The sequence below is a fragment of the Corallococcus sp. CA049B genome, assembly GCF_003611685.1.
GTDB lineage: Bacteria > Myxococcota > Myxococcia > Myxococcales > Myxococcaceae > Corallococcus > Corallococcus coralloides.
The window spans coordinates 37,230-63,107 of the sequence record NZ_RAWC01000025.1 but is presented as its reverse complement, the minus strand read 5'-3'; the positions used below and the strand labels follow the sequence as shown (position 1 = coordinate 63,107).

Below are 25,878 nucleotides of genomic sequence, written 5' to 3'. Positions count from 1 at the left end.
AGATGTGTATAAGAGACAGCCCCGTGTCCATCCTCGTGCGCCCCTACGGCTCCATCCGCGTGGACGGCGGCCCCGCTGGCACGCAGCAGCTCGCGCAGCACGACGTGCACCTGTCCCCGGGCGAGCACACCATCACCGTCTCCTGCGGCTACTGCGAGGACGCCACGGAGACCATCGACGTGAAGCCGGACGGAGAGAACGTCTTCCGCTTGCGCGCCCTGCTGAAGGCCTCGCAGCTGTCCATGAACTACCAGCCGCCGGACGCCACCGTGCGCGTGGGCGACGTGGAGCGCACCGCGAGCGCCAGCCTCCAGCACCCCTTCGACATCCGCTCCCCCCGCGGCCCCGCCAGCTTCCAGCACCGCGTGGAGGTGGAGATCTCCGCCCCTGGCTACAAGACGGAGAAGCGCGTCGTCCTGCTGGAGCCCGGCAAGCCCACCACCCTGCGCGGGAGCCTGGCGCCCGAATGAGCCGCGGCCCGCTGCTTCTCGCGTTCTTCCTGCTGGCCGCCCTGCTCGGCCCCGCGTCCGCGCACGCCCAGACACCCATGGGCGCGGATCCGGAGGTCGCCGCGCTGCGCTCGTCGTTCGAGTACGGCAAGTACGCGGAGGTGCTGGAGCGCGCGGGCCAGCGCATCGACCGGGGCGACCTGCCGGAAGAGGACCTGGTGGAGCTGCACAAGCTCGCGGGCCTGTCCGCCTTCAACCTCAACAAGACGGACGACGCCGAACGCCACCTGCGCGCCGTGCTCCGGTTGGATCCCGACTTCAGCCTGGACCCCTTCGTCGTCCCGCCCCCGGCGGTCGCCTACTTCGAGGACCTCAAGAACCAGATGTCCGGCGAGCGTGAGTTCCTCCGCCAGGAGCAGCGCCTGCGCCTGGAGCGCGAGAAGGCCGAACAGGAGCGCCGGGAGCAGGAGCGCGTCGCCCTGGAGACGCAGCGCCGCCGCGCGGAGGAGCTGGCCCGCCAGGTGACCGTGCGCACCGTGGAGAAGCGCAACTTCCTGGTCAACTTCGTCCCCTTCGGCGCCGGCCAGTTCCAGCAGGGCCGCAACGGCATGGGCATCGCCTTCGCCGCCACGGAAGGCGTGCTGGCCCTCACCAGCATCATCGCGTTCTTCGCGTACGACTCGCTCTTCGAGGAGCGGCTCATCAACCTGGACAACGTGCTGGACGAGGACGGCCGCGCGTCCATCCCGATCCGCTACATCCCCACGGACCGCGCCCGGCAGGCGGACACCTGGCAGCTGCTCAAGCTCGCGTCCGCCACCGGCTTCTACACCGTCTACACCCTGGGCGTGGTGGACGCCGTCTACCACCACGAGGACCAGGTGGTGACGAGCACCACCGTCGAGTCCCGCCCCGAACCGAAGCCCTCTCCCTCCGTCTCCCAGGCCGCGCCGCCGCGCGTGCGGCTGTACTCCACCCGTGGTGGGCTGGGCGCCGGCTTCACCCTCACGTTCTAGCCCCAAGAACCCAAAGTCCGCCCATGGCCAGCCTCACCGTCCGCACCCCCGATGGAAAGGTCCGCACGGTCTCCCTGCTCAAGCGCATCACCAGCCTGGGGCGGGGATCCGACAACGACGTGCCGCTGGAGGACGCCAACGTCCCCGCCAACGCCCTGCACGTCACCTTCGACGGCACCCGCTACGAAGTGGGCAGCCTGGGTGCCACCTTCCACGTCAACGGCAAGCGCCGCGACAACCACGCGCTCTCCACCGGCGACGTGGTCAAGGTCGGCGGCACCGAGCTGACCTTCTCCCGCGAGGACGCCCCCCGCGAGCCCGTGCGCCGCGAGGTGCCCGAGCGCGAGGTGTCCCTGCCCTCCGCCGCCACGGCGTCGTCGGACTCGCACACGGCGGAGCTGCCCGGCGTGGTGGGCCGGGAGTTGGTGCTGCTCAAGCGGCTGACGGCCTTCAGCGAGCGGCTCTTCGGCAGCTACGACGTGGACCGCATCCTGGAGAGCCTGCTGGACGAGGCCATCGAGGTCACCCGCGCCGACAAGGGCTTCCTCATCCTGATGGAGAGCGGCGAGCCGCGCGTGAAGGCCGCGCGCAACGTGGCCCGGGAGAACATCGAGGACGCGGTGGAGAAGCTGTCCGACTCCATCATCGCCAAGGTGGTGAAGGACCAGAAGGCCATCATCGTCGCGGACGCGCTGGACGCGCCGGAGTTCAAGGCCAGCGAGTCCGTGGTGAACCTCAAGGTCCACTCCGTCATGTGCGTGCCCGTCATGCACAAGGGAGACCTGTTCGGCGTGCTCTACGTGGGCAATGACAGGCTGGTGAACCGCTTCGAGCCCAAGAGCCTGGACATGCTCACGGTGTTCGCGGCGCAGGCGTCCCTGCTCTTGCAGAACGCGCTGCTCGTGAACGACCTGAAGCTCGACAACACGGAGCTGCGCCGCAAGCTGGAGGACCAGCGCTACGGCGACATCATCGGGTCCTGTCCGGGCATGCGGGACGTGTACAAGCGCATCGACAAGATCGCCCCCACGGACATCTCCGTCCTCATCACCGGCGAGACGGGCACGGGCAAGGAGCTGATCGCCCGGGAGATCCACCGCCGCTCTCCGCGCACCAAGGGCCCGTTCATCACGGTGAACTGCGGCGCCATCCCGGAGAACCTGCTGGAGAGCGAGCTGTTCGGCCACGCCAAGGGCGCCTTCACGGGCGCGGTGGCCACGCGGCCCGGCAAGTTCCAGGCGGCCATCGGCGGCACGCTCTTCCTGGACGAGATCGGCGAGATGCCGCTCCAGCTCCAGGTGAAGCTGCTGCGCGCGCTCCAGGACAAGGTCGTCTACAAGGTCGGCGAGAACCGCGGCGACCCGGTGGACATCCGCGTGGTGACCGCGACGAACAAGATCCTGGAAGAGGAGGTGAAGCGGAACACCTTCCGCGAGGACCTCTACTACCGCCTCAACGTCGTGACCGTGAAGCTGCCGCCCCTGCGCGAGCGCGGCGAGGACGTGATGCTGGTCGCCAAATACTTCCTCCAGAAGTACGCGCGCGAGTTCAACTCCAAGGCGCGCGGCTTCACGCCCGCGGCCGCCGTGTCCATGAAGAAGTACGGCTGGCCGGGCAACATCCGCGAGCTGGAGAACCGCCTGAAGAAGGCGGTGGTGCTGGCGGACAAGCCACTGCTGGGCGCGGACGACCTGGACCTCAAGCCGGAGAACCTGGAGCCCATCATGCCGCTGCTCCAGGCCAAGGAAGAGTTCCAGAAGCGTTACATCAACGAAGTCCTGGCCCGGAACAACGGCAACCGCACCAAGACGGCCAAGGACCTGGGCGTGGACCCGCGCACCATCTTCCGCCACCTGGAGAAGCTGGAGGCGGAGAAGACGGGCGGTCCGCTGCCTCCCGACGAGAACGAGGAACTGCTATAGCGTTCCTCCAAGCCACGCCATGCACCGTCACGCGACGCGACAGTCCCGGGGCATCCTCCAGCCGCTGGTGACGGCCCTGGGGTTCGCGGCGCTCGCGACGGGCTCCGGGTGCCTCATCCCCCAGGACGTGGCGCTGCTGGAGAGCCTGCCCGAGTTCAGGAACCGGCCGCCGCGCATCCTGGAGGAGCAGGTGGAGCCCTCCGAGCGCATCCTGCGCGCCTTCGGCGTGGGCAGCTGCACCCAGGACTTCAACGTGGTGGTGGAGGACCTGGACGTCGACGACCGCATCACCGTGGAGTGGTACGTGGACTACAACCCGTCCTACCCCTCGGGCTACTACCGGCAGATCGTCCTCGCCAACACCGGCCAGCCCCGGCGTGACGACCGCGGCACGCTGCGCATGGACCTGCGCTCGGCCAACAACCCGCTGGCCCCGCCGGGCATCCACCTGGTGGAGGTGTTCGTCACCGACCGGCACCTCACCAACCGCCAGCCGGATCCGCCAGACGAGGTCATCCTCGCGGACGGCGGCGTGGTGAAGAACCCGGGCTTCGTCACCTCGTACTCGTGGGTGGTGAACACGGTGGCGGGGGACTGCCAGTGAGCCGCGCGCTCCGGACCCTGGCGCTGGCGCTCGGGCTGACCGGGGCCGGGTGTGGATTCCTGGAGGAAGAGCCTCCTCCGGAGCAGCTGGTGTGCCGCTCCGACGCGGAGTGCGCCGCCGGCCAGGTGTGCTTCGTGGACGGCTGCGGCAACCCCGGCGGCGACATCGTCGTGGAGGTGCAGCCCCACCCCAAGGCGGGCCTGCTCGCGCAGGACTTCCCGGTGGACCGGCTGAGGGCGGAGCAGAACCTGGAGCTCTTCAGCCCCGTGCGCCTGACGGGCACCGTCACGCGCGGCACCGCCACCACGACGGACGGCGGCACGGCCCCCATCCCCTACCGCGCCCCCATCCACCTGCTGGCCACGGGCGACAGCCGCCTCATCCCCGGCGTGGCGCGGCGCCAGGAGACGACGCTCACCCCGGACGACGGCGCGTGGGTGCTGCCCGTGGGCAGCGGCCGGTACACCGTGACGCTCACGCCGGTGGACCCCGCCCTGCCGCCGCTGTCGCGCGACGCCTTCGTGGACCCGTCCTCGGGCGGCGTGGTGGCCTTTGAACTGCCCACCGCGTCGCGCGTGGTGACGCTGGCGGGGACGCTGGTGCTCCAGGGGACGAAGCGGGTGGACGCGGACATGGAGGTGCAGGTGCTGGATGAGTTCCTGCGCCCGCTGTCCCAACGCGCCCGCGTGGCCCGCGGCACGGGCGCGTTCCAGCTGGTGCTGGGCGCGGAGGACGCCGCGCGCGATACGGTGCTCCTGCGCGCGACGCCCGTGAACGCCGGGGACCTGGTGCCCTGGAAGACCTTCGTGGTGGAGCCGTCCGGCACCCTCCCCGCCCCGCTGGAGCTGGGCGACCCCGGCGCGGCCGTGAAGGTGGAGGGCCGCGTGCTGGAGATGGACGGCCAGACGCCCATGGCCGGCGCGCGCGTGTCGCTCCAGGGCCGCGTGGCCGGCGGAGGCACCTTCAAGGGCGTGCCGGTGCTGACGGACGCGCAGGGGCGCTACCAGCTCACGTCCCTGCCCGGCGTCGCGGAGACCCCGCTCACGCTGGTCATCGTCCCGCCGCCCAGCTCGCGCTCGCGCCTGACGCCCCAGCAGGTGGCGGTGGCGGCGGTGGACACGGTGCTGCCGGACGTGACGTGCCCGGAGCGCATGACGGTAGTGGGCAGCGTGAAGAACCCGGAGGGCTCCGGCCCCGCGTCGGGCGTGCGCGTCGTGGCGGAGCCGGTGGGAGCCCTCGATGGCTATCCGCAGCCGCCCCTGGGCTTCGAGTCGCCCCTCACCACCGACAGCAACGGCAGCTTCGCGCTGGCCCTGGATCCGGGTGAGTACCGGCTGGACTTCCTGCCCGGAGAGAACCTGCCGCGCGTCAGCCGCTTCGTCACCGTACCGGCCGGCACCGCCGATGCGGAGGTGATGACGCTGGCGGCCTTCACGCTGTCACGGGGCCGTTCGCTGAGCGGCCGCATCACCCTGCCCCCGGACCCGGCGCTGGCGCCGGACGGCATCGCGGCGAACGCGTCCGTGCGCTTCTTCCGCGTGGTGACGGTGGGGGGACGGCCGGAGTCCATCCTGCTGGCCCAGACGGTGTCCGACAGCACGGGGCGCTACTCCACCGTGCTGCCCACGCGCTGAAGCGAGCCCGCTACCGGCCGCTGTCCTTGCGGCGCGCGGTGTCGAAGGCGGCGTGCAGCGCGTCCACCGCGCCGCCCACCTCGCCCGCGTACTGCACCGCGTGGATGGTGTAGAGGTCCTGCACCTTCGTGAGGTGGCGGTACACCGAGCGCAGCTCCACGCGCGAAGGATCCCTCGACTCCAGGGCGCACTCGGACTCGGACTTGCGCACGCGCGTCAGCCAGTCCGTGCGGAAGCGCATCCACTCCTGATCGACCTTGCGGGCGGGGAGGACGTGCACGAGCTTCTCGCGCTCGGACTCCAGGTCCTTCCAGTGCGCGTCCGCGGCGTCCAGGCATTCACGCACGGTGAGCGGCGGCGTCACGGCCGGGGGCCTCGCGGGCGTCATCGCCGCGACGGAGTGCCCCACGTTCCAGATCAACCACAGCGAGACCAGCGAGGCCAGCGTGATGTGGACCGCGTACGCGGCGCCACGGTAGCGGCGGAAGCGGGGGTCTTTCTGCGAGTCGGGAGCGGACACGGGGCCCAGGTCTTACGACCCTGGACCCCGGGTGGCAATGCTTCCCTTGCACACCGTCCGGAAGGCGAATCCTGCCCGGACGGCGGCGGTGTGGGGACTACTGGCCCGCGGCGGGGGCGGCCACGGCCGGAGCGGCCTGGGGCGCGGCGGCCGGAGCGGCGGCGGGCACCGCGGCGGCGTCACCACCGGCGGCGGCGCGCTTGGCGGAGCTCAGCCGGCCGCGGAACTGCGACAGGTACTGGGTGGCCGGGTACGTGGCCAGCGCGTCGCGCACCGTGTCCGCCGCCTTATCGAACGAGCCCGTCTCCTGGTACGACTGGGCCAGCAGCAGCATGGCGTAGTCACGCGTCTTGGACTTCTTGTCGCCTTCCACGAAGCGGGCCAGCAGCGGCACGGCCTTGTCGTGCTGACGCAGCTGGTTGTAGGCGGTGCCCAGGAAGAAGGACGCGTCCAGCGCGTCCGACTCCTGCGGGTTCATGGCCAGGAAGCGCGACAGGTTCTCCACCACGGCGGGCATCTCGTTCTTGCGGAAGGCGATCTTCCCGCGCTCGAAGGCCGCGTCGCCCGTCTCGCGGCGCAGGAAGGCGGCGCGGTCGTTGAGCGCCTGGCGCTCCAGCGTGGACAGCTTCTGCGTGTCCAGCTTCACCAGCGCGTCGATGCCCTTGAGGCGCTCGTCACCCGGCAGCGTGGTCATCATCTTGTAGACTTCGTTCGCGGCGCGCTGGGCCGTCAGGTGCGCGGTGGTGTCCGCGCGCTGCTTCTCCAGCTGCGTGGAGAGGTCCGCCACCTGCTTCTCCAGCCGCTCGCGCTCGTTGGTGTTGCTGGAGCTGCGCGCGCCGTTCACCAGCACCGCGCCACCGACCGCCAGGATCGCGAAGAGCGCGTAGGCCACCGCCGAGGAGAGCCACTGCCGCTTCTGGAAGTCCTCGTGACGCTTGCCGACCGCCTTCACCTCCGCGTGGAGGTTCTTCAGCAGGTTGTCCGTCTTGATGACGAGGTTGCGGGACTCGATGACCTCGCGGCGGAGCTCGGAGAGTTCCTTCTCGACGTCGGTCTTCGGTTGTTCAGAGGGGGCCATGGACATCTTTCTGGGACCGGAAATGACTTCGGCCGACTCACGCATGCTAGGGGACTCTCCGGGATGAGGGGCGGGTTCTTTTTCCGCTCCCCAACAGGGCCCTTGGTGCCCACCATTCCCCGGAAGTCCCTGCTCCGCGCGCTCGCCTGCTTTCGTGTTGGAACTTTCCCGAGCCTCTAGAACGAGGCCATCGGGCGGGACGGATTGGGCGGGAACGCGTAGGTCACCCCGAGCGCGAACCAGTTGCCGCCGTGGCTGAAGCTGAAGGGCCCCTTGAACGCTTCGGCGTCCGGGGACTCCACGGGGCCGCGCAGGAGCATGAAGCGGTACTCGGCGGTGATGCCCCACTCCGCGGACAGGCGGAGCGTGGCGCCGAGCGAGCCCACCCAGGCCTGGGAGACGCGCTCCTGGATGGACGAGCCCTCGCGCGTCGAGGAGATGACCGCGGGCCCCGTGAGCACGCCCGCGGAGGGAATCAGCCCCTGCGGCCCGATGTCGAGCACGCCCTGGAAGCGCACGCCGAGCAGCGCGCCGTACGACACGGTGCTGACCTTGCGGGACACGGTGGTGCCGTCGGGCCCGGGCTCGGACAGGCGCAGCGTCTGCGCGGTGCCGAACAGGTCGATGCCCACCTCCACCAGGTCCGACATCGCGTACGCGAACGTGGCCACGCCCAGGGGCCCACCCGAGGACTCCGGCGCGCGCTCCAGGCCGTTGCCTGGCCCCTTGGCGCCATACCAGGCGTCGTAGAGCGTGCCGTTGGAGGTGAGCCGGTAGCCGGCCTGCACGGTGATGCGGCCCACGCCGTCCAGGTCGGTGGGAGCCCGCCCCGCGCTCCAATCGCCTTCCTGGGCAAGAGCGAGGGTGGGCGCGGTGGCGAGGGCGAAGACGAGCGGCAGACGGCGGAGCATCAAGGCGCGGATCCCGGGGCTTTCTGCCGGCACGGGCGCTCGCGGCCCGGTGCTACAGGCGTGTCGCACACCGTATCCGGGGACCTTGCCGCGTCAACTTTCCGGTCCGTCCCCTGCCGTGTCGATTTCGCGCACTACCATTCGTCGCCATTTTGAACCCGACGTTCCAGGAGATTTCCCCATGCGCTTCATGATGATCGTCAAGGCCAGCAACGAAAGCGAGACCGGTCGCCTCCCCTCTTCGGAGGAGCTGGGCGAGATGGGCAAGTACAACGAGGAGTTGGTGAAGGCCGGCATCCTGCTCGCGGGGGAAGGGCTGTACCCGAGTTCCAAGGGGTCGCGCGTGACGTTCTCCGCCACGGGCTCCACGGTGACGGACGGCCCCTTCACGGAGACGAAGGAGCTGGTCGCCGGCTTCTGGATCATCGAGGTGAAGTCGCGCGAGGAGGCCATCGCCTGGGCCCGCCGCGTCCCCTTCAAGGACGGACAGGTGGAGGTGCGCCAAGTGTACTCCGCGGAGGACTTCGCGCCCAGTGACCCCACCGGCGAGCATCGCGCGAAGGAAGAAGCGCTTCGCGCGCAGGTCGAGGCGAAGGCCAAGGCCTGAGCCGTCAACGGGCGCGCCGCTCCAGCTCCAGCAGCGGCATCTCCAGCACCACCACCGTGCCGTGCGTGCACGGGGGTGTGAAGTCCGCGCGATCCAACTCGCCCAGCAGCGCGCGCAGCTGCGCGTCGGTGAGCGGCGAAGAAGACGCGCGGCGCGCGGCGTGACAGGCCATCACGCGCACCGCTTCCGCCAGGCTCGTCACGTCCAGCGGAGCGCTGCGCGGAGGCAACGCGCGCGACAGGGCCTCCAGGAGCGCGCGGGGGTCCACGCCCTCCAGGCCCGCCGGCACCGACTTGAGCGCGAGCGCCGTGCCGCCGAAGGGCTCCACGTCCACGCCCAGCTTGAGCAGCGCCTCGCGGCCGTCCACCAGCGCCTTCACCGCCGCCAGGGACAGGTCCACCGTGGTGCCGAACAGCGACGGAGGCGGCGCCTTCGTGTCGTCCTCCAGCCGGCGCAGGTACGCGGTGAGGCGCGCGCGCTCCAGCGCGGCGTGCGGATCCAAGACCACCAGCGTGCCGCCGGGGCCTTCACACACATGGAAGCGGCTGCCCAGCAGGCCCATGGGGCGCAGCGCCGCGAAGTAGCCCGGGGGCGGAGCTTCGTTGAGCTGCGGCTGCGCCTCGCCGAACCCGAGCGTGCGGCCCGGCACCTGCGGGCCCTGGAACGGACCGGGGAACGCGCTGCCCTGCGCTCCACCGTTCGGCGTGAAGTAGGACGGCGTCAGCGGGCGCGCGGGCGTCGAGCCTCCCGGTGCGTCCATCGCGGTGGGCAGCGGCGCGCCCCAGGTGGCCTCCTGCGCGCGGGTGAGGAAGCGCTCCACGGCGTGCGCGTAGTGCGCGGCGTCGCGGGGCTGCGGGTTCGCGGCCTGCTCCTCCGGCGAGCCCAGCCACGGGGCCGCGCGCAGCACGCGTGAGAGGGCGGCGCTGATCGCGTCCTGCACGCCCCGGGCGTCCGCGAAGCGCACCTCCATCTTCTGCGGGTGCACGTTGACGTCCACCGCGGCGGGCTCCACGTCGATGTGCAGCACCACCACCGGCTGGCGGCCCGCGGGCAGGAAGTCCTGGAACGCGCGCTGCACGGTGCTGATGAGGCCGCGGTCGCGGATGTAGCGGCGGTTGACGAAGGTGTAGAGGCCGCGCGCGTTGGGCAGCGTGTACTCCGGCGACGCGAGGTAGCCCGTGACGACCACGCCCAGCCGGCGCTCCTCCACCGGGAACAGGTGCGGGAAGGACGCGGGGCCCAGGGCCGCGGCGATGCGCTCGCGCGGATCATGTCCGGCGGCGGGGCTGGAGAAGAGCTCGTTGCCCTCGTGCGAGGCGAAGAAGCCGACCTCCGGGTGCGCGAGCGCCAGGCGCACCACGGCCTCCTCGCAGTGCTTGAGCTCGGTGGCGCCCTGGCGCATGAACTTGCGGCGCGCGGGCACGTTGAAGAACAGGTCCTCCACGGTGATGACCGTGCCCACGCGGGGCGGCGCGTCCTCCACCGTGGGCGCGCCTCCGCCCTCCACTGACACCTTCGTGCCCTCGTGCGCGTCCGGCTCCGCGGTGTGCAGCGTGAAGCGGGACACGGAGGCGATGGCGGGGATGGCCTCGCCCCGGAACCCCATGGAGTCGATGTGGAAGAGGTCGTCCAGCTCTCGCAGCTTGCTGGTGGCGTGGCGCTCCAGGCAGAGCGTGGCGTCCTCGCGGCTCATGCCGTGGCCGTCGTCGGAGATGGTGATGCGCCCCACCCCGCCGGCCTCCAGCTCCACGCGCACGGTGCGGGCGCCAGCGTCGAGCGAGTTCTCGCACAGCTCCTTCACCACGGAGGCGGGGCGCTCCACCACCTCACCGGCGGCGATCTTGTTGATGAGCACGTCGCTCAGGCGCGCGATTCGGGACATGGCGATCAACCACCCTCCGCCACCTGGATGACGTTGTCCAGAACATCACGGGCGCACTCGGCTGACATTCCCGGACGGCTGGGCTAACACCCGCCCCTGCGAATGGAAGTGATCCGAGCAGGCAAGGGCCCGATGCGCATCGCGGTGACAGGCGCCAATGGCGACTACGGCAGGCTGCTCCTGCCCAGGCTGGAAGCGGACCCCGGCGTGGAGAGCATCCTCGTGCTGGACACGAAGGAGCCTCAGGGGACGGGCAAGGTGGAGTTCCACCGCGTGGACCTCACCCGCTACGACGCGGAAGGTGAGCTGACGGACGCGCTCACCGAGCGCCCCGTGGACGCCCTCTTCCACCTGGCGTTCCTCTTCGGGCCCATCCTCAACGGCCCGCTGGCGCACGAACTGGAAGTCATCGGCACCATGAACGTGCTGACGGCGGTGGGCCGCGCCCGGCTGCCCCGGCTGGTGGTGCCGTCGCTCACGGCGACGTACGGCGCGCGGGGCAACAACCCGGCGCTCCTGCGCGAGGGCTCGCCGCTGTTCGGCTGTCCGCACAGCCGCTTCGTGAACGACAAGGTGGAGGTGGAGGGCCAGGTGCGGGCCTTCCGCGAGCGCAACCCCGACACCCGCACGCTGGTGTTGCGCTTCGCTCCCCTGCTCGGCCCGAGCCTGGACAATCCGGCGACGCGGTTGCTGTCGCACGCGGTGGTGCCCACGCTTCTGGGATTCGACCCGCTCTGGCAGGCCATCCACGAGGAGGACGCGGGCCGAGCCCTGCACCTGGCCTTGCGCGCGGAGGCCGCGGGAGAGTTCAACGTCGTGGGGCGCGGGGTGTTGCCCCTGTCAGGGCTCATCCGCCAGGCGGGCGCGCAACCGCTCCCCCTGCCGGGGCCGTTGTTTCGTGGAGCACTTCGCGCGCTCGGGGTGGTGGGGGCGGGCACGTTGCCGGTGGCCCTGCTCGACTACATGCATTACTCCTGGGTCGCGGACGGGGAGCGCGCCGAGTCCGCGCTGGGGTTCGTGCCCCTCCACCATGTCAGGGACGCCGCCTCGGCGCTCAGAAGGAGCCAGTCATGACCAAGGGTGTCCTCGGGAATGATCCCTTCCAACGGGGCGCCGCGCCTCGCACGGGCGAGGTGAAGGACGACGCGGCCAACCCGAAGGCCGCGAAGAAGTCCGCGGCGTCGAAGTCCGCGAAGGGTGCGAAGCCAGCGGGCAAGTCGAAGAGCGCCAGGGGAGGCGCGTCGAAGTCCGGCGCCCAGGCGAAGGCGCCCAAGGGCGGCAAGGCCGCGGAGGCGAAGAAGGCCGCCGCGGCGCCGAAGACGCCCGCGGCCAAGGTCCACATGTTCGAGGCCCGCGCGAATGGACGCGGCGGTGCGCGGCATGAAGAGGACGCGCGCGACGTGGAGCATGACTCCGGGGCGAGGAGCGGGCGCCCGCCAGCGCAGGACGCACACGCTTCGGGCCAGCATCCCGCCAGCGAGGAGGTCTCGCCCCTGCGCGAGCCCTCCGTGCCGGGCCCCGCCGCCGAGCCCCGGCCGTCGCGGCCCCAGGTGCTGGCGGACGAGGTGCACGCCTCGCGTCCCCAGGAGCGCAAGGTGGACCGCGCCCTGACGGAGGCCCTCGCGTCGGACGCTGCGGAGGCCGCGGCGAAGACGGCCGTGGACGAGCTGTTCGAGGGACGCCAGGGTCCGGACCGCGACATCGAGCGCGTCCTCGCGACGGAGCTCGTCGCCGAGGTGGCCGAGTCCGCCGTGCAACAGGTGCTGGACGAAGGCAATGGCGACGCCGCCGAGCGGGAGGTGGCCACCGCCGTCGCGACCCAGGTGGCCGAGGCCACCGCGGGCGTCGCCGTGGACGAGGTGCTGGACCGCAACGCCACCAGCCCCGAGGAGCGCGCCCTGCCCTCCGCCGAGGAGCGCGACGCGCGGGACCTGGACGAGGGCGAAGGCGCCGAGGAGGGCTGGCCCACCGACGCCTGGGTCCGCGACCCCAAGGACATGCCTCCTCCCGAGGACACCGGGGACCTCTGGACCGCTGACGCCTGGCGCCGCGACCCGGAGGGCATGGCCGCGCCGGAGGACCCGGACGAGGACGACCGGGTCACCGGCGTCGAGCGCGTCGAGGAGAACGGCGTGCACATCTCCGTCTCCATCATCGAAGGCGCCGCCCGCACGGACGTGGAGCCGGAGGTGGAGCTGCCCGACGAGTCCCACGACGAGCTGCCCCCCAGCCGCCGGCCCCTGTCGCTCGTGAGCGACCCCGGCGAGGCGCCCCTCGCGGAGGAAGCGGAGCGGGATGCGCGGGGCTTCGACCGCCCGGAAGAACCGGCCCCGCCGTCCGGCTTCGCGGGCCGCGCCGCGGGCATGTTCTCCCTGGCGAAGGAGATCGCCGGACAGGCGCTCGCGAGCGAAGGCCTGGGCCGCGCCGTGGGCGCCATGCATGGCCTGATGGAGGCCATGCGCACCAGCCTGGGCACCGGCGGCGGCAGCCGGCTGGATGACTACGGCAAGGACGCGGGCCTGGTGGACAGCCTCCAGCCCGTCCTGGACTTCCTCTACGAGCAGTACTGGCGCGTCTCCGTGGAGGGCGTGGATCAGGTGCCGCGCGGCGCCTCCATCCTCGTCGCCAACCACTCCGGCGCCCTGCCCTACGACGGCCTCGTGATGGCGCAGGCGCTGCTGCGGGAGCGCCCGGATCTGCCCGAGGCCCGCTGGCTGGTGGAGGATCAGGTCTTCCACGCGCCCATGCTCGGCACGCTCTTCAACCGCCTGGGCGCCGTGCGCGCCTCGCCGGAGAACGCGCTGCGGCTGCTCGACGAGCACCGGCCGCTCGTCGTCTTCCCGGAGGGCTACCAGGGCGCGAGCAAGCCGTTCGCGGAGCGCTACCGCCTCAAGCGCTTCGGCCGCGGCGGCTTCGTGAAGCTGGCGCTGCGCACCGGCGCGCCCATCGTCCCGGTGGCCATCGTCGGCGCGGAGGAGACGTCGCCGCTCTTGGGCCGCCTCCCCGGTGGCTTCCTTGGGTTCCCGTCGCTGCCGCTCACCGCGCCCGGCCCGCTGCCCGCCAAGTGGACCATCCGCTTCGGCGAGCCGCTGACCATGGAGGGCCTGCCGCCGGAGGCCGCGGACGACCTGGGCGAGGTGCAGCGGCTCACCGAGCGCACCCGCGAGTCCATCCAGGGCATGCTCCAGGCCCTGCTGCGCGAGCGCCGCTCCGTCTTCACGGGCTGAAGCTTCGAGCAGTCCCCCGGGGGCGTCAGCCGCAGATGCGGTTGCGCCCCTGGCTCTTCGCCGCGAAGAGGTGCTCGTCCGCCGTGCGCACCAGGTCCGCGGGCTCGCGGTGCTGCGGCTCCAGCGTGGCCACGCCCATGGACAGGGTGACGGGGATGACCTGCTTGTCGAACTCGAAGCGCTGCCGCTCCACCAGCTTGCGCACCTTCTCCGCGAGCTGACGGGCGCCGGCCAGGTTGATCTCCGGCAGGAGCAGCGCGAACTCCTCACCGCCGTAGCGGGCGAAGACGTCCTCGCGCCGGATGCGCGTGCGCACCGTGGACGCCAGCTGCTTGAGCACCGAGTCCCCCGCCAGGTGCCCGTACGTGTCGTTCACGTCCTTGAAGTGATCCAGGTCGAACATCACCAGCGACAGCACGCGCTCGTAGCGGCGGCTGCGGGAGATCTCCCGGTCCAGCTGCTCGTCGAAGTAGCGGCGGTTGTAGATCTGCGTGAGGCCGTCCATGGTGGTCAGCCGGTAGATCTCGTCGTGGTACGCCGCCTCGATGTTGCCGCCCGCGATGAACTTGAAGATGGTGCGGCCAATCTTCACCAGGTCGCCGTTCTGCAGCGACCGCGCCGACGAGGCGACGTCGTCGTTGACGAACGTGCCGTTGGTGGACCCCAGGTCCTCGATGCGCACGCCCTTGGTGGTGTTGGTGATGCGCGCGTGGTTGCGGCTCACCGCCTCCTGATCAATCTGGATGTCCGCCTTGGACGACCGGCCGATCAGCGTCTCCTCACGCGCCAGGTCGTACTTGCGGCCCAGGTCCAGGCCGTAGATGACCACCAGCGCCGCGTCCAGGTTGACGGGGCGCTCGGAGATCTTCGAGATGACGGTGACGACCGTCTCCTTCTGGCCCATGGAGCGAAACGTATCACCGCGCAATTCGCGAAAGCGAATTCACGGCCGGAACGGGTGCCCCGCCAGGTCGCAGACGCACTGACACCCCAGCACGTCAGGGCACCCGCACCGTGCGGGCGGCACTGACGGAGGGGCGCAGCGGCAGCCCGAGCCCGTCCACCAGCGACGCCACCAGCGTGACCTCCGCCCCGGAGCAGGCGGTGGGCAGGGAGAGCTCCACCTCGCCCGAATGCGTGGCCACGTCGCCGCGCACCACCGACAGGTCGCAGCCCGGGCCGCCATCGCGCACGGTGAGCAGCACCCCACCCTCGTCGCCGTTGGCGGCGTCCGTCCCCACCTGGAAGCCGTCCACCCGCACGCGCACGGTGGCGCCGCGAGCCAGCGACGCGCCCTCGGCGGGCGCCAGCCACGTCACCTGGGGCCGGCCGTAGTTCAGCGTGGACGCGGCGAGCACCGACTCGGCGAGCCGCTCGGGTGCCATGCCCCCGGTCTCCGCCAGCGCGGAGAGGTTCATCGAACGGCCCTCGGACATGGCCACGTTCAACGCCTCCACCGACAGCGACGCGCGCGAGCCCTCCGTGTCGCCCTGGAAGGTGCGGTCCTCCATCCCCGAGGGTGGCACGGGCAGGCGCACGCCGGTCACGGACCGGCGGCTGTCCACCCAGACCGTCCAGCGCCGGCCGGCAGCGTTGGTGAAGGTCGCGCGCACGATCGTCGCGCCCAGCAGGGAGCTGTCCATGCGCCACTCGCGCGGCAGCAGGCCGTGCCACGGCGACGCGTCCGGGTTGTAGCGGGCGCCCACCGGGACGCCGAGGAACATGTCCCCGAGCGTCACCGGCTGGAGGCCCTCCGGATCGAAGCGGGGCGCGTCCAGCTTTGTCATCACCGCGCTGGTGGCCAGGCCCACGGGCTCCTCGCCGCCCAGCGCTCCGGACGACGCGACCGCGACCAGCCGGTACGGCTGTCCCTCAAGGCCGTGATGGGCCGGCGCCATGCGCACGCGCACCAGGCCCGGCGAGGACAACAGGGGCTGCGTGTCCGTGTTCGGATCCACCGGGTTGGCGTTGACGGCGGCGCCCAGGCCCAGCGGCACCGTGCCCTGTCCGGGCGCGGTCACTGAACCCACCACCAGCGCGCGACACAGGTAGCTGTCGCGGAAGCGCGGGAGCGGCGGGACGCGCACCACGAACGGGAAGGCCAGCGGCACCTGCTGGAAGTCCAGCGACGTGACGGGCCCGTGGGGCGGAAGCTTCCCCTCGGTCGGCGCATACAGGGGGAAGCGCACGTCGCGCTGGACGGCGGAGGAGAACCTCCCCGACTGCGGCAGCGCGCGCGCCAGGAGCACCAGCGGATCCGTGCCCGGATCCATCATCCCCGCCGGCAGCTCGCCGGACGGCACCTGCACGGTGAGCGCCCAGGCGGTGCGGGTGCCACAGGTCCCCGAGCGCGTGGCCGTCTCCGGATCCGTTCCGTCCGCGAGCGCCGTGTCGCACACCCCGGCGAGGCCCGGCACCTCCACGGACTCCTGGGGAAGGACGCCCAGCCCGCTCACCCAGACGTTCGCGGGCAGCTGGAACGGACGCATCACCCCCCTGAGCGAAAGCTCCACGCTCCGGTCGGGCCCCTGCACCTGCGCGGGGGCCGCTTCGGACGGGAGGCCCGGCACGGACAGGCCCGCCATCCCCAGGGCCAGCGCGCCGCCCGTCCCCACGGGCGCGAGGTGGGTGAACCGGGCGTTCACTCCGCCCACGCGGTCCGCCGGGTTGCGGCGCAGCGGCAGCCGCAGGTCCCTCGATCCGGTCATGTCGTAGTTCGCCACGGTGAGGTAGCCGAAGTCCGGGTGGAAGACGGACACCGTCGAATCGCTCCGGGACACGAGCACGGCCACGCCCTGCGCGTCCGTGGACCCGCTCGCCGTCACGCCGCCCAGCGCGTCCGCCACCACCACCGAGGCCCCCTCGACGGGGTACCCCGAGAGCGCGTCCGTCACCACCACCCGCACCTGCCCCGAGGCCGTATGCGGGGGCAGCACGGTGACGCGCGCACGGCACGCGACGGTGCCCACCCGGGCCTCCACCGCCTCCTCCTCCGCGCCCGCCGTCTCCAGGGTGAACGTGGCCCCGGAGCCGGTGCCCCCGCCCTTCACGCGCGCCGACACGGCGGACCAGGTGAGCCCGTTGCGCGGGACGAAGGGCTGGCCCGTGGCATCGGACACCCAGGCCTCGAAGCGCAGGGTCGTGCCCACGGGCGCGATGATGCGCTCGGGCACCACGCGGCAGGACTCGACGCTGGACGACGGCGGGGGCGGCCCGCAGGCGCCGTCGCGGCACAGCTCCCCGTCCTCGCAGTCACTGTCTCCGGTGCAGAGCGCGGGGACGCAGCGGCTGGCGTCACAGCGGCAGCCCAGCGCCTGGGACTCACAGGCGGCGATGGCGTTCAGCTCCCCGCGGCGCTTCACCGAACACTCGAGGTCCGTCCGGCACGCGGGCTCACAGCGCGACAGGGCGGTGTTGCAGAAGAACAGCGCCGGATCCCCACAGTCCTGATCCACCGTGCAGGAGGCGTCCGTCCTGCCCCCATGGATGAACGGCGCATCCATGTCGGACATCGCGCAGCCCATGGCGCACGCCAGCAGGCATGCGAGCACGAGGCCGGGGGACCGGACCGGGTGGGGGATGGAACGCATGGGGACTCCGAGGGGGACCGGCCTTGCCCCGACCTTACAGGGGGAAGGGCCGCGACGCGACCGGCGATGGCGGCGGAACCCCCTTTCGCCGGACACCTGGAACCGAGGCCCCGGAAGAATCAGACGGGCGGGCAGGCAAGTGTCGGTTGGCTTCCGTCGCCAGGGGTTCCAGAATCGGACCGACGATGGCGCGTGGTGAACCAAAGACATTGGAGAGCCTGCTGCCCCGGGTGCTGGCGCGCCTGGCGGGCGAGTCGGGCCGCGCATCGTCGCTGATGCCGCTCTGGACCGCCGCGGTGGGAGAGCACATCGCGCGCCACAGCCGGCCGCACCAGCTGGACGGGAGCACGCTGATCATCTCCGTGGAGAGCGCCGAGTGGGCCCAGGTCCTCTCCCGCCAGGCCGACTCCCTGCGCGAGCGGCTCAACGAGAAGCTGGGCGCCGGCACCGTGAAGACGCTCGCGTTCCAGTTGGAGTCGCGATGAAGCGCGCGCTCCTGGGCCTGCTGCTCGCGGGCGCCTCCGCCCTGCCCGCGTCCGCCGCGCCGCCGTCCCCGGAGGTGGCCTCCGTCTCCGTCCCTGCCCCGGAGGAGACGCCCCAGGCCCAGGAGGCCCGGGCCCGGCTGCACGTGCTGCGCGAGTTCGAGCGCGTGGGCCGCCGCGCCCCCACGAGCGACAAGGCGCTGGAGGCCGCGGCCCGGAGGCTCGCGCGCGAGGCACTCAGCGAGTTCACCACCGGCGCCCCGGACCTGCTCACGTTGACGGAGGCGGTCAGCGACTCGGGCGCCGCGGATCCGTCCCCGAAGGCGCTGGTCATCCGCGCCTGGGTGCACGCGCACGCCATCGAGACGTTCCTCGCCCGCACGGACTTCAACGACGAGCGCGTGAGCCACTTCGGCGTGGGCGTGGCCTTCCTGGGCGAGCGCGCCGCGCTGGTGCTGCTCGTCGCGGACCGCAAGGCGGAGGTGCTCCCCTTCCCCCGGACCCTCGCCAAGGCCGGGACGGAGAAGCGCGTGTGCGGCCGGCTCGTGTCGCCGCTGCGCAGCCCGCAGGTCTTCGTCACCCGGCCGGATGGACAGGTGGAGGCCGTGGCCCTGAGCCGCGCGCCCACCGGCACCAACGGCTTCTGCGCCCTGGTGAGCTTCGACACCCCCGGCAGCTACACCGTGGAGGTGGTGGGCCAGGCGAGCGCGGGGCCGGAGGTGACGTCGCTGTTCCTCGTGCAGGTGGGCGCCCGTTCCGCGCGCGGCGGACAGGCGTCGCAGCGCGAACCCACCACGCAGGCCGAGGCCCGCACCGCCCTCTACGAGCGCATCAACACCCTGCGCCGAGCGTACCAGCTGCCGGAGCTCACGCCGGATCCGACGCTGGAGGACGTGTCGCTGCGCTACAGCACGCGCATGGCGACGGAGGGCTTCTTCGCGCACATCGCGCCGGACGGCTCCACGCTCACCCGCCGCCTCCCGGAGGGCACGCGCTACGTGCGCGCCGGAGAGAACCTGGGGCTGGCGGCGGGCCCGCTCGCGGCGCACTTCGGCATCGAGCACAGCCCCGGCCACCGCAAGAACCTGATGGACCCCGCGTTCCGCTTCATGGGCGTGGGCGTGGCGTTCCAGAAGGTGGACGGCCGCGACCAGGCCATCATCACGGAGGTCTTCACCGCGGCCTCGCCCGGCGCGGCGCTCACGGTGGACCCGGTGTCGGAGGTCTACGACGCCCTGTCCCGGCACCGCGCCACGCTCAAGCTGCCGCCCCTGGCGCGCAGCGAGGCGCTGGAGCGGCTGGCTCGGGACCACGCCCGGCGCGCGCTGGCGCAGGACGAGCCCACCGCCGGAGACGGAGACCCGTCCCCGCTGCACGAGCGCGTGTTCTCCGCGCTGCCGGACGCGGGCACCGCTTCGGTGGACTTCTTCGTCGTGGGCGACCCGGGCGCCGTACCGGAGTCACGCAGCCTGGCCACCGCCACCTACACCCGGGTGGGTGTGGGGCTGGTGCGGGGCGACTCCAAGCGCTTCGGCCAGGGTCAGTACTGGGTGGCCGTCATCTACGCCGCGGTCCCCTGAAGCGCTGGCTTCGAAAGAGGAACGCCGACGCGGACGCCGGCCACGACCGGGCTTCGGGCGTGACCGGGTGCAAGCTCGCGCGGGCCCGGTGGAACGGGCCCCATGTCAGACGTCCCGGTTAGACAGGACGGCGCTGCGTGGCGTACGCCTCCAGCCCCATCTGCGGAGGAGCGAGGTTGGCGTACATCGGGCACTTCATGCACGTGAACGACTGCCAGCCGCGACGGACGGCCTCATCGAGGCAGTTGTCGTAGTGGTTGCAGTTCAGATTGCGATGCGTCTCGACGCCTGCCCGCTTCGGGCCTGCTTCGGGATTGATGGTCTGCGGCAGATCGGATGGACACGGCTTCATGGAGCCTCCCCTATGAGCTGTTTCCCCCCCCGAGGTCTGTGAACGAGCAGGTGCTACCGACGACAGGTCTTCCTGACACGACGGCGGTCCGGAGTAGCGCTCAACGGCGGCGCAACGTAAGGATTCCCTCCGGATGGCGCAACGGGCCGACAACCCCGCGGGACCAGCCCGTGGGCGCGGGATCTAGGACTTGTCGGGCCGACTGTCAAACCGACCCCCGCCCACCTGGTGGGGAATGTCGACTGCGAACCTCTCGTTCCGAAGCCGCAAGGCCGCGAAGTGAAAGGAAGAATCCCATGAGTTGGACCGGCTGGGTGGCGGGTTGGGTGACGGGGGTGGCGCTGGGGCAGTCCCCGGCGACGCTGGAGGCCGTCCGCCTGCACCGGTCCGACGCGGCGTCGCTCGCCCGGGCGGAGCTCACCGCCTGCGAGCAGGCGAAGTGCCCGGACGCGGGCCGCCTGGGCCTGCTCGCCGGGACACTCGTCCTTTCGGACGGGGACGCCGTCCAGGCGCGGGACCTGCTCACCCGCCACGCGCCCCCCGCGCCCCTGGAGGCCTTCCACGCCTTCTACCTGGGCCAGGCGCGCTTCTACGCGGGCGACCCCAACGGCGCGGCGAAGGACTTCGAGCGGGCCCTGGAGAAGGCCTCCCCGGCCCTGGCCGTGCGCGCCCGCGCCCGCCTGGGTGAGTCGCTCCTGGACGCACACCGGCCCAAGGACGCGGCCCCGGTGCTGGAGTCCGCGGCGGCGGCGCAGCCCACCCCGGAGCTGCTCTTCCAGCGCGCCCAGACGCGCGCGGCCACCGGCAACGCCGCGGGACTGAGGGCGGACCTGAAGACGGTGGCGCTGCGCTTCCCCACCCACCCCTACGCGGACGAGGCGCTGGAGCAGCTGGCCGCGCTGAAGCCCGCGGTGAAGCTCACCCTGCCCGAACACCTCCAGCGCGCCCGGGGCCTGCTCTCCGACGGCGCGGCGACGCGGGCCGAGGAGGAGCTCGTCACGGCGGAGAAGCGGGGGCTGGTGAAGGGCGCGCCCGCCCAGGCCCAGGTGGCGCTCCTGCGCGCGCAGGTGCTCTTCGCGCGAGGCAAGCGCGAGGAGGCGGAGAAGGCGCTCGCGGTGGCGCGCAAGGGGCCGCCGGCCATCGCCGCGGAGGCCGCGCTGGTGGTGGCGCGCCGGGCGCTGAAGTCGGACGACAACGAGAAGGCGCGCAAGCTGATGGCGGCGCTGGACAAGGCCTACCCCTCTCAAGCGGCCGGTGAGGAAGGCGCGTTCTTCGCCGCGTGGTTGGACCTGCAGGGCGGCCGCTTCGAGGACGCGGCGAAGTCCTTCGCGGACTACGAGAAGCGCTACAAGGGCTCGCGCCGCCGCGACGAGGCGATGTGGTTCCGCGCCCTCTCGCACATCCGGCTGGAGCAGTACGCGAAGGCACGCCAGGCGCTGGACGACCTGGTGACCGCGTACCCGAAGACGAGCATGGCGCCGCAGGCGCGCTACTGGCAGGCGCGCACGGAGGAGCTGGGCGGCGGCAAGCCGGCGACGGTGGGCCCCGCCTATGAAGCCGTCATCAGCGCGGCGCCCGCGTCGTTCTACGCGCTGCTCGCCACGGAGCGGCTGCGCGAGCTGGGGCGCACGCCGCCCGCGGCCTTCCCGCAGCCTCCGAAGCAGCTCACCCTGCCCCGCCCGCCAGAGCTGGAGCTGGCGGTGGCGCTGACGCGCGCGGGCCTCTTCCGCGACGCGGCGGATGAAGTGCGGTCGCGCGTGTCGGGCCTGCGCGGCCCGGACCAGGCGCTGCCGTTCGCGCACGCGCTCTTGCAGCTGGGCGAGTTCGGCCACGCGCACGTCGTGGCGGCGCGTCACCTGTGGGGCCGGGCCTTCGGGGCGAAGGCACCGGACGCGCTGGCCGCGTTCTACCCGCGCGCGTTCGCCCAGGCGGTGGAGACGGAGGCCACGCGGCAGGCGCTGGATCCGTTCCTCGTGTGGGCCATCATGCGGCGCGAGAGCGCCTTCCGGCCGGAGGTCATGAGCGCGGCGGACGCGCGCGGCCTGATGCAGATCATCCCGCCCACGGCGACGGAGATCGCCCAGAAGATGGCGGAGCCCGCGCCCGCGCCCGCGGACCTGTTCGCCCCGGAGCGCAACATCCGCTACGGCGCGTGGTACCTGGCGCAGCTGATGAAGCGCTTCGCGCACCCGGCGCTGGCGGCGGCGGCCTACAACGCGGGCCCCAAGGCGGCGGTGCGCTGGACGCAGGAGCGCGGCGGCCTGCCCCTGGACCTGTTCGTGGAGTCCATCCCGTACCGGGAGACGCGCGGCTACGTGAAGCAGGTGATGGCGGACCTGTACCTCTACCACCGCTTCTACGAGAAGGACGGCACCCAGGCCCGGCTGGCCATGACGGTGCCCGCCCCCGCCACGGACGGCGTCAGCTTCTAGGAGGCGACGGGGACGACTTCAGGCGCCGCGCGAGCCCCGGCGGCGCTCGACTTCGAGCTCCAGCGACTGCACCACCTCCGACAGCGGCATGCTGCTGGAGTCCACGTGCACCGCGTCCTCGGCGGGCTTCAGGGGCGCCACCTCACGGCCGGAGTCCGCGGCGTCGCGGCGCGTCTGGTCCTGGAGGACGCCCTCCAGGCTGCTGTCCACGCCCTTCTGGAACAGCTCCTCGAAGCGGCGGCGCGCGCGCACCTCCGGGTTCGCCTGGAGGAAGAACTTCACGTCCGCGTCCGGGAACACCACCGTGCCGATGTCCCGGCCCTCCAGGATGGCGCCCGACGCCGCCTCCAGGGCCAGCCGGCGCTGGAGCGCGAGCAGCCCCGCGCGCACCACCGGCCGCCCGGACACCTGCGACGCGCCCATGGAGATGGGCGGCGTGCGGATCTCCGACGACACGTCCTCGCCGCCCAGGAAGACGTGGTTCTCCTCGCCCACCACCTGGAAGTGGATGCGCACGCGCCCGAGCAGCTCGCCCAGCTTCGCGTCGTCGTCGAAGGCGATGCCCTCGCGCGAGGCCATCAGCGCCACGCAGCGGTAGATGGCGCCCGTGTCCACCAGCGCGAAGCCCAGCCGCCGCGCGAGCAGCTTGGAGACGGAGGACTTGCCCGCACCGGCCGGCCCGTCGATGGCGACGATGAACGGACGCGTGCTCATGACAGGGCCTCCTTCAGCGCGGCCACGCACCGGGCATTCTCCTCGGGCGTGCCCACGGAGATGCGCAGGCAGTTCGGGTGGCCGTTGCCCGCCATGGGCCGCACGATGACGCCCCGGCGCAGGAGCTGCTCGTACACCTCACCGGACGGACGGTGGCAGTCCACGAAGACGAAGTTCGCGTGGCTGTCCGTCAGCGTGAGCCCCAGCTTCGGCAGCGCTTCTCCGTAGAAGCGCAGGCCCGCGCGGTTGTTCTCCCGCGTGCGCTCCACGTGCTCCGGGTCCTCCAGCGCGGCCATGCCCGCCGCCTGCGCCACCGTCGTCAGGTTGAACGGCATGCGCGTGCGGTGCACGTAGCCCGCGAGCTTCGCGTCCATCACCGCGCAGCCCAGCCGGATGCCGGCCAGCCCGTGGATCTTGCTGAAGGTGCGCAGCCCCACCAGGTTCGGGTGCGCGTGGAACAGCTCCACGGCGCTCGCGTAGTCGGGCCAGTCCACGAACTCCGCATAGGCCTCGTCGTGGACGACGAGCACGTCCTTCGGCACCGCCGCGAGGAACGTCTCCAGGTCCTTGCGCCCGAACGTCGTGCCCGTGGGGTTGTCCGGGTTGGCCAGGAACACCATGCGCGTGCGCGGCGTGACGGCGCGGGCCATGGCCTCCAGGTCGTAGCGGAAGCCCTCGCGCATGGGCACCTCCACGAACGCGCGGCCGTGCGCCTGCGCGGAGATGCGGTACGCGGGGAACGAGCCCTTGCACAGGAGGATCTCCTCCTCGGGCGTCGTGAACGTGCGCATCAACAGCTCGATGAGCTCGTTGGAGCCGCTGCCCAGCACCACCTCCTCCGGCTTCACGCCCAGGTGCGCGGCGAGCTTGCGCACCAGGTGGAAGCTGGTGGCGTCCGGATACAGGTTCACCTGCGCGGCGGCGTTGCGCATGGCCTCCACCGCGCGGGGCGACGGGCCCAGCGGGTTCTCGTTGGAGGCCAGCTTGATGACGCCCTTGAGGCCGTACTCCCGCTCGGTCTCCTCGATGGGCTTGCCCGGAACGTAGGCCTTGAGCGTCTCGACGTAGGGAGGAACGAGCGGTCGCATGGGGTAGGAACCTCTACTTGCCGGAGAACACGCCGAAGGCGCGGAACTTGTCGTAGCGGTCACGCACCAGCGCGTCCGGCCTCAGCTCCGCCAGCTGGCCCAGGTGCTTGCGCAGCACCTTGCCCAGCGTCTCCGCCGTCTTGGCCGGATCGCGGTGCGCGCCGCCCGGCGGCTCGGGAATCATCTCGTCGATGATCTTCATCTCCAGCAGGTCCGGCGCGGTGGGGCGCATCGCGTCCGCGGCCTTGTCCGCCTTGCTGGCGTCACGGAAGAGGATGGACGCGCAGCCCTCCGGGGTGATGACGGAGTAGACGCTGTTCTGGAGCATCAGCACGCGGTTGCCCACGCCGATGGCCAGCGCGCCGCCGGAGCCGCCCTCGCCAATCACCGTGGCGATGATGGGCACGCGCAGCCGGCTCATCACCTCCAGGTTCACGGCGATGGCCTCCGCCTGCCCGCGCTCCTCCGCGCCGATGCCCGGGTACGCGCCCGGCGTGTCCACGAAGGTGAGGATGGGCTTCTCCATCCGCTCCGCCAGCTCCATCAGCCGGCGCGCCTTGCGGTAGCCCTCCGGGCGCGGCATGCCGAAGTTGCGGGCCATGTTCTCGCGCGTGTTGCGGCCCTTCTGGTGGCCGATGAGCATCACCGTCTTGCCGTCGAAGCGCGCGAAGCCGCCGACGATGGACGGGTCCTCGCCGAAGTGCCGGTCGCCGCACAGCTCGAAGAAGTCCGTGAACAGGTGCTGGACGTAGTCCAGGAAGTACGGGCGCGAGCTGTGGCGCGACAGCTGCACCATCTGCCAGCGGGTCAGGTCGCTGAAGATCTCCGTCTGGAGCTTCTTCGCCTTCTTCTCCAGCTTGGAGATTTCGGAGGAGAAGTCCACCGTTCCGCTGGTGGAGAGGACCTTCAGCTCCTCGATCTTCTTCTCCAGCTCGATGAGCGGGCGCTCGAAGTCGAGCGCGTAGCCAATGCCGGTTGCCATGGCGCCGAACTAGCACCAGGGTTCAGGCCAATCAACGCGCAAGCGGTTACGCACCCCCTGGAATGTCCGGGGAGACCGCCCGTCTGGAGCAACATGGTCCTCGCCCTGTCCCTGCTGGCCCTGACGCTGTCCGCCGCTCCGGCCACGCCTCCTTCCGGCCGGGCCCTCAACACGCAGGGGTTCCGGCTGTACCAGTCCGGCCGTTATCCGGAGGCGCTGGAGAAGTTCCAGGCTGCCGCACAGGCCACCCCGGACTACGCCCTGGCCCACTACAACGCCGCCGCCACCCTGGGCGTCCTGCGCAAGCAGGGCAAGGTGTGCGAGTACAGCGCCCACCGCGACGTCATCCTGGAGAAGCTGACCACCGCCGTGCGCCTGGACGCGCGCCGCCTCCAGCGGGCGAAGGAGGACCGGGACCTGGACGTCATCCGGGACACGCTCGGCTGGCAGAAGCTGCTGGGCCGCACGCCCGAAAAGGAGGCCGACGTGCCGGCCCTCCTGCGGGCGGTGTCCTGGTACGGCCCCGGCGTGGGCGTCTACGGCACCACCCGCGCCCTGAAGTTCCAGGGCGGGGGCCGCGTGGAGCTCTGGAAGCGGGACGTGGACGACTCCGGCACGCCCCGCGAGTCCCGGACGCCGGGCAGATACACCGTCAAGGGCCGCACGGTGGAGGTGAAGCTCCCCAACGCCGCGCCCGTCACCGGCACCCTCAGCGAGGCGGGCGCCCTCACCTTCCCGGAGCCCCTGGGCGGCTTCACCGACAGCCCGTCGGAGTGCGAAGCCTGAGGTGAGGCGCCGTGAAGTGACG

At 71.8% G+C, this 25,878-nt stretch carries 21 protein-coding genes; 11 read left to right on the top strand and 10 right to left on the bottom strand.

Annotation, left to right across the window (positions count from 1 at the left end):
• Positions 1–466: 466 nt before the first annotated feature.
• From D7W82_RS08675 to D7W82_RS08660, 4 genes are read left to right on the top strand one after another with little or no spacing between them, the layout of a single operon-like run.
• On the top strand, positions 467–1,465 hold the full coding sequence (locus D7W82_RS08675; RefSeq protein ID WP_120617885.1) for a hypothetical protein: 999 nt from the start codon (positions 467–469) through the stop codon (positions 1,463–1,465).
• 23 nt (positions 1,466–1,488) lie between these two features.
• Positions 1,489–3,387, top strand: coding sequence for a sigma 54-interacting transcriptional regulator (locus D7W82_RS08670; protein ID WP_120617884.1), 1,899 nt, complete (start codon positions 1,489–1,491; stop codon positions 3,385–3,387).
• Positions 3,388–3,406: 19 nt separating this feature from the next.
• On the top strand, positions 3,407–3,991 hold the full coding sequence (locus tag D7W82_RS08665; RefSeq protein WP_120617883.1) for a hypothetical protein: 585 nt from the start codon (positions 3,407–3,409) through the stop codon (positions 3,989–3,991).
• On the top strand, positions 3,988–5,625 hold the full coding sequence (locus D7W82_RS08660) for a carboxypeptidase regulatory-like domain-containing protein (RefSeq protein WP_233587385.1): 1,638 nt from the start codon (positions 3,988–3,990) through the stop codon (positions 5,623–5,625). Before D7W82_RS08665 ends, D7W82_RS08660 begins: the two co-directional genes overlap by 4 nt.
• 10 nt (positions 5,626–5,635) lie before the next feature.
• On the opposite strand, the gene D7W82_RS08655 is transcribed toward D7W82_RS08660, so the two are convergent.
• The 3 genes from D7W82_RS08655 to D7W82_RS08645 form a co-directional block, all read right to left on the bottom strand.
• Positions 5,636–6,145, bottom strand: a complete 510-nt coding sequence (locus D7W82_RS08655) for a hypothetical protein (protein WP_171423685.1) — start codon at positions 6,143–6,145, stop codon at positions 5,636–5,638.
• Positions 6,146–6,242: 97 nt separating this feature from the next.
• On the bottom strand, positions 6,243–7,268 hold the full coding sequence (locus tag D7W82_RS08650; RefSeq protein WP_120617881.1) for a tetratricopeptide repeat protein: 1,026 nt from the start codon (positions 7,266–7,268) through the stop codon (positions 6,243–6,245).
• Between the two features lie 131 nt (positions 7,269–7,399).
• Positions 7,400–8,134, bottom strand: a complete 735-nt coding sequence (locus D7W82_RS08645; RefSeq protein WP_120617880.1) for a hypothetical protein — start codon at positions 8,132–8,134, stop codon at positions 7,400–7,402.
• 181 nt (positions 8,135–8,315) lie between these two features.
• Between D7W82_RS08645 and D7W82_RS08640 the strand changes: the two genes are divergently transcribed.
• The gene (locus D7W82_RS08640) at positions 8,316–8,741 is read left to right on the top strand and encodes a YciI family protein (protein WP_120617879.1); all 426 of its coding nucleotides are present in this window, start codon (positions 8,316–8,318) and stop codon (positions 8,739–8,741) included.
• A gap of 4 nt (positions 8,742–8,745) precedes the next feature.
• Here the strand turns inward: D7W82_RS08640 and mutL are convergent, their stop codons facing one another.
• Entirely contained in the window at positions 8,746–10,623 is a 1,878-nt protein-coding gene (gene mutL / locus D7W82_RS08635) for a DNA mismatch repair endonuclease MutL (RefSeq protein ID WP_120617887.1), read from the bottom strand.
• Between the two features lie 102 nt (positions 10,624–10,725).
• Between mutL and D7W82_RS08630 the strand changes: the two genes are divergently transcribed.
• The gene (locus D7W82_RS08630) at positions 10,726–11,697 is read left to right on the top strand and encodes an SDR family oxidoreductase (RefSeq protein ID WP_120617878.1); all 972 of its coding nucleotides are present in this window, start codon (positions 10,726–10,728) and stop codon (positions 11,695–11,697) included.
• Positions 11,694–13,850: a lysophospholipid acyltransferase family protein gene (locus D7W82_RS08625; RefSeq protein ID WP_120617877.1), complete on the top strand. Its 2,157-nt coding sequence runs from the start codon at positions 11,694–11,696 to the stop codon at positions 13,848–13,850. The genes D7W82_RS08630 and D7W82_RS08625 overlap by 4 nt, the downstream gene beginning before the upstream one ends.
• 25 nt (positions 13,851–13,875) lie before the next feature.
• Here the strand turns inward: D7W82_RS08625 and D7W82_RS08620 are convergent, their stop codons facing one another.
• Both D7W82_RS08620 and D7W82_RS42160 read right to left on the bottom strand, forming a co-directional pair.
• Positions 13,876–14,754, bottom strand: a complete 879-nt coding sequence (locus tag D7W82_RS08620; RefSeq protein WP_120617876.1) for a GGDEF domain-containing protein — start codon at positions 14,752–14,754, stop codon at positions 13,876–13,878.
• Between the two features lie 94 nt (positions 14,755–14,848).
• A complete protein-coding gene (locus D7W82_RS42160) occupies positions 14,849–17,440 on the bottom strand; it encodes a carboxypeptidase regulatory-like domain-containing protein (protein WP_120617875.1) in 2,592 nt (863 codons plus the stop codon).
• A 185-nt stretch (positions 17,441–17,625) separates the two neighbouring features.
• On the opposite strand from D7W82_RS42160, the gene D7W82_RS08610 reads away from it, so the two are divergent.
• On the top strand, positions 17,626–17,925 hold the full coding sequence (locus tag D7W82_RS08610; protein ID WP_120617874.1) for a DciA family protein: 300 nt from the start codon (positions 17,626–17,628) through the stop codon (positions 17,923–17,925).
• Entirely contained in the window at positions 17,922–19,502 is a 1,581-nt protein-coding gene (locus D7W82_RS08605) for a CAP domain-containing protein (protein WP_120617873.1), read from the top strand. The genes D7W82_RS08610 and D7W82_RS08605 overlap by 4 nt, the downstream gene beginning before the upstream one ends.
• Before the next feature lie 118 nt (positions 19,503–19,620).
• Here the strand turns inward: D7W82_RS08605 and D7W82_RS08600 are convergent, their stop codons facing one another.
• Entirely contained in the window at positions 19,621–19,854 is a 234-nt protein-coding gene (locus tag D7W82_RS08600; protein ID WP_014396719.1) for a hypothetical protein, read from the bottom strand.
• Positions 19,855–20,150: 296 nt separating this feature from the next.
• On the opposite strand from D7W82_RS08600, the gene D7W82_RS08595 reads away from it, so the two are divergent.
• On the top strand, positions 20,151–22,286 hold the full coding sequence (locus D7W82_RS08595) for a transglycosylase SLT domain-containing protein (protein WP_120617872.1): 2,136 nt from the start codon (positions 20,151–20,153) through the stop codon (positions 22,284–22,286).
• An 18-nt stretch (positions 22,287–22,304) separates the two neighbouring features.
• On the opposite strand, the gene cmk is transcribed toward D7W82_RS08595, so the two are convergent.
• From cmk to D7W82_RS08580, 3 genes are read right to left on the bottom strand one after another with little or no spacing between them, the layout of a single operon-like run.
• The gene (gene cmk, locus D7W82_RS08590) at positions 22,305–23,000 is read right to left on the bottom strand and encodes a (d)CMP kinase (RefSeq protein WP_120617871.1); all 696 of its coding nucleotides are present in this window, start codon (positions 22,998–23,000) and stop codon (positions 22,305–22,307) included.
• Positions 22,997–24,088 carry a histidinol-phosphate transaminase gene (hisC, locus tag D7W82_RS08585; RefSeq protein ID WP_120617870.1) on the bottom strand — a complete coding sequence of 364 codons (1,092 nt, stop codon included), beginning with the start codon at positions 24,086–24,088 and terminating at the stop codon, positions 22,997–22,999. Before hisC ends, cmk begins: the two co-directional genes overlap by 4 nt.
• 13 nt (positions 24,089–24,101) lie before the next feature.
• The gene (locus D7W82_RS08580; RefSeq protein WP_120617869.1) at positions 24,102–25,070 is read right to left on the bottom strand and encodes an acetyl-CoA carboxylase carboxyltransferase subunit alpha; all 969 of its coding nucleotides are present in this window, start codon (positions 25,068–25,070) and stop codon (positions 24,102–24,104) included.
• Between the two features lie 93 nt (positions 25,071–25,163).
• On the opposite strand from D7W82_RS08580, the gene D7W82_RS08575 reads away from it, so the two are divergent.
• Positions 25,164–25,856 (top strand): tetratricopeptide repeat protein, encoded by a 693-nt coding sequence (locus D7W82_RS08575; protein WP_120617868.1) that lies wholly within the window; start codon positions 25,164–25,166, stop codon positions 25,854–25,856.
• The last annotated feature ends 22 nt before the right edge of the window (positions 25,857–25,878 follow it).

What these genes read in the sequence shown, in the direction of transcription:
- D7W82_RS08670 (WP_120617884.1), top strand. Translation starts at nt 1,489, where the DNA reads ATGGCCAGCCTCACCGTCCGCACCCCCGATGGAAAGGTCCGCACGGTC.
- D7W82_RS08675 (WP_120617885.1), top strand. Translation starts at nt 467, where the DNA reads ATGAGCCGCGGCCCGCTGCTTCTCGCGTTCTTCCTGCTGGCCGCCCTG.
- D7W82_RS08645 (WP_120617880.1), bottom strand. Translation starts at nt 8,134, where the DNA reads ATGCTCCGCCGTCTGCCGCTCGTCTTCGCCCTCGCCACCGCGCCCACC.
- D7W82_RS08610 (WP_120617874.1), top strand. Translation starts at nt 17,626, where the DNA reads ATGGCGCGTGGTGAACCAAAGACATTGGAGAGCCTGCTGCCCCGGGTG.
- D7W82_RS08620 (WP_120617876.1), bottom strand. Translation starts at nt 14,754, where the DNA reads ATGGGCCAGAAGGAGACGGTCGTCACCGTCATCTCGAAGATCTCCGAG.
- D7W82_RS08650 (WP_120617881.1), bottom strand. Translation starts at nt 7,268, where the DNA reads ATGCGTGAGTCGGCCGAAGTCATTTCCGGTCCCAGAAAGATGTCCATG.
- D7W82_RS08580 (WP_120617869.1), bottom strand. Translation starts at nt 25,070, where the DNA reads ATGGCAACCGGCATTGGCTACGCGCTCGACTTCGAGCGCCCGCTCATC.
- D7W82_RS08630 (WP_120617878.1), top strand. Translation starts at nt 10,726, where the DNA reads ATGGAAGTGATCCGAGCAGGCAAGGGCCCGATGCGCATCGCGGTGACA.
- D7W82_RS42160 (WP_120617875.1), bottom strand. Translation starts at nt 17,440, where the DNA reads ATGCGTTCCATCCCCCACCCGGTCCGGTCCCCCGGCCTCGTGCTCGCA.
- hisC (WP_120617870.1), bottom strand. Translation starts at nt 24,088, where the DNA reads ATGCGACCGCTCGTTCCTCCCTACGTCGAGACGCTCAAGGCCTACGTT.
- D7W82_RS08625 (WP_120617877.1), top strand. Translation starts at nt 11,694, where the DNA reads ATGACCAAGGGTGTCCTCGGGAATGATCCCTTCCAACGGGGCGCCGCG.
- D7W82_RS08640 (WP_120617879.1), top strand. Translation starts at nt 8,316, where the DNA reads ATGCGCTTCATGATGATCGTCAAGGCCAGCAACGAAAGCGAGACCGGT.
- cmk (WP_120617871.1), bottom strand. Translation starts at nt 23,000, where the DNA reads ATGAGCACGCGTCCGTTCATCGTCGCCATCGACGGGCCGGCCGGTGCG.
- D7W82_RS08665 (WP_120617883.1), top strand. Translation starts at nt 3,407, where the DNA reads ATGCACCGTCACGCGACGCGACAGTCCCGGGGCATCCTCCAGCCGCTG.
- mutL (WP_120617887.1), bottom strand. Translation starts at nt 10,623, where the DNA reads ATGTCCCGAATCGCGCGCCTGAGCGACGTGCTCATCAACAAGATCGCC.
- D7W82_RS08600 (WP_014396719.1), bottom strand. Translation starts at nt 19,854, where the DNA reads ATGAAGCCGTGTCCATCCGATCTGCCGCAGACCATCAATCCCGAAGCA.
- D7W82_RS08595 (WP_120617872.1), top strand. Translation starts at nt 20,151, where the DNA reads ATGAGTTGGACCGGCTGGGTGGCGGGTTGGGTGACGGGGGTGGCGCTG.
- D7W82_RS08575 (WP_120617868.1), top strand. Translation starts at nt 25,164, where the DNA reads ATGGTCCTCGCCCTGTCCCTGCTGGCCCTGACGCTGTCCGCCGCTCCG.
- D7W82_RS08605 (WP_120617873.1), top strand. Translation starts at nt 17,922, where the DNA reads ATGAAGCGCGCGCTCCTGGGCCTGCTGCTCGCGGGCGCCTCCGCCCTG.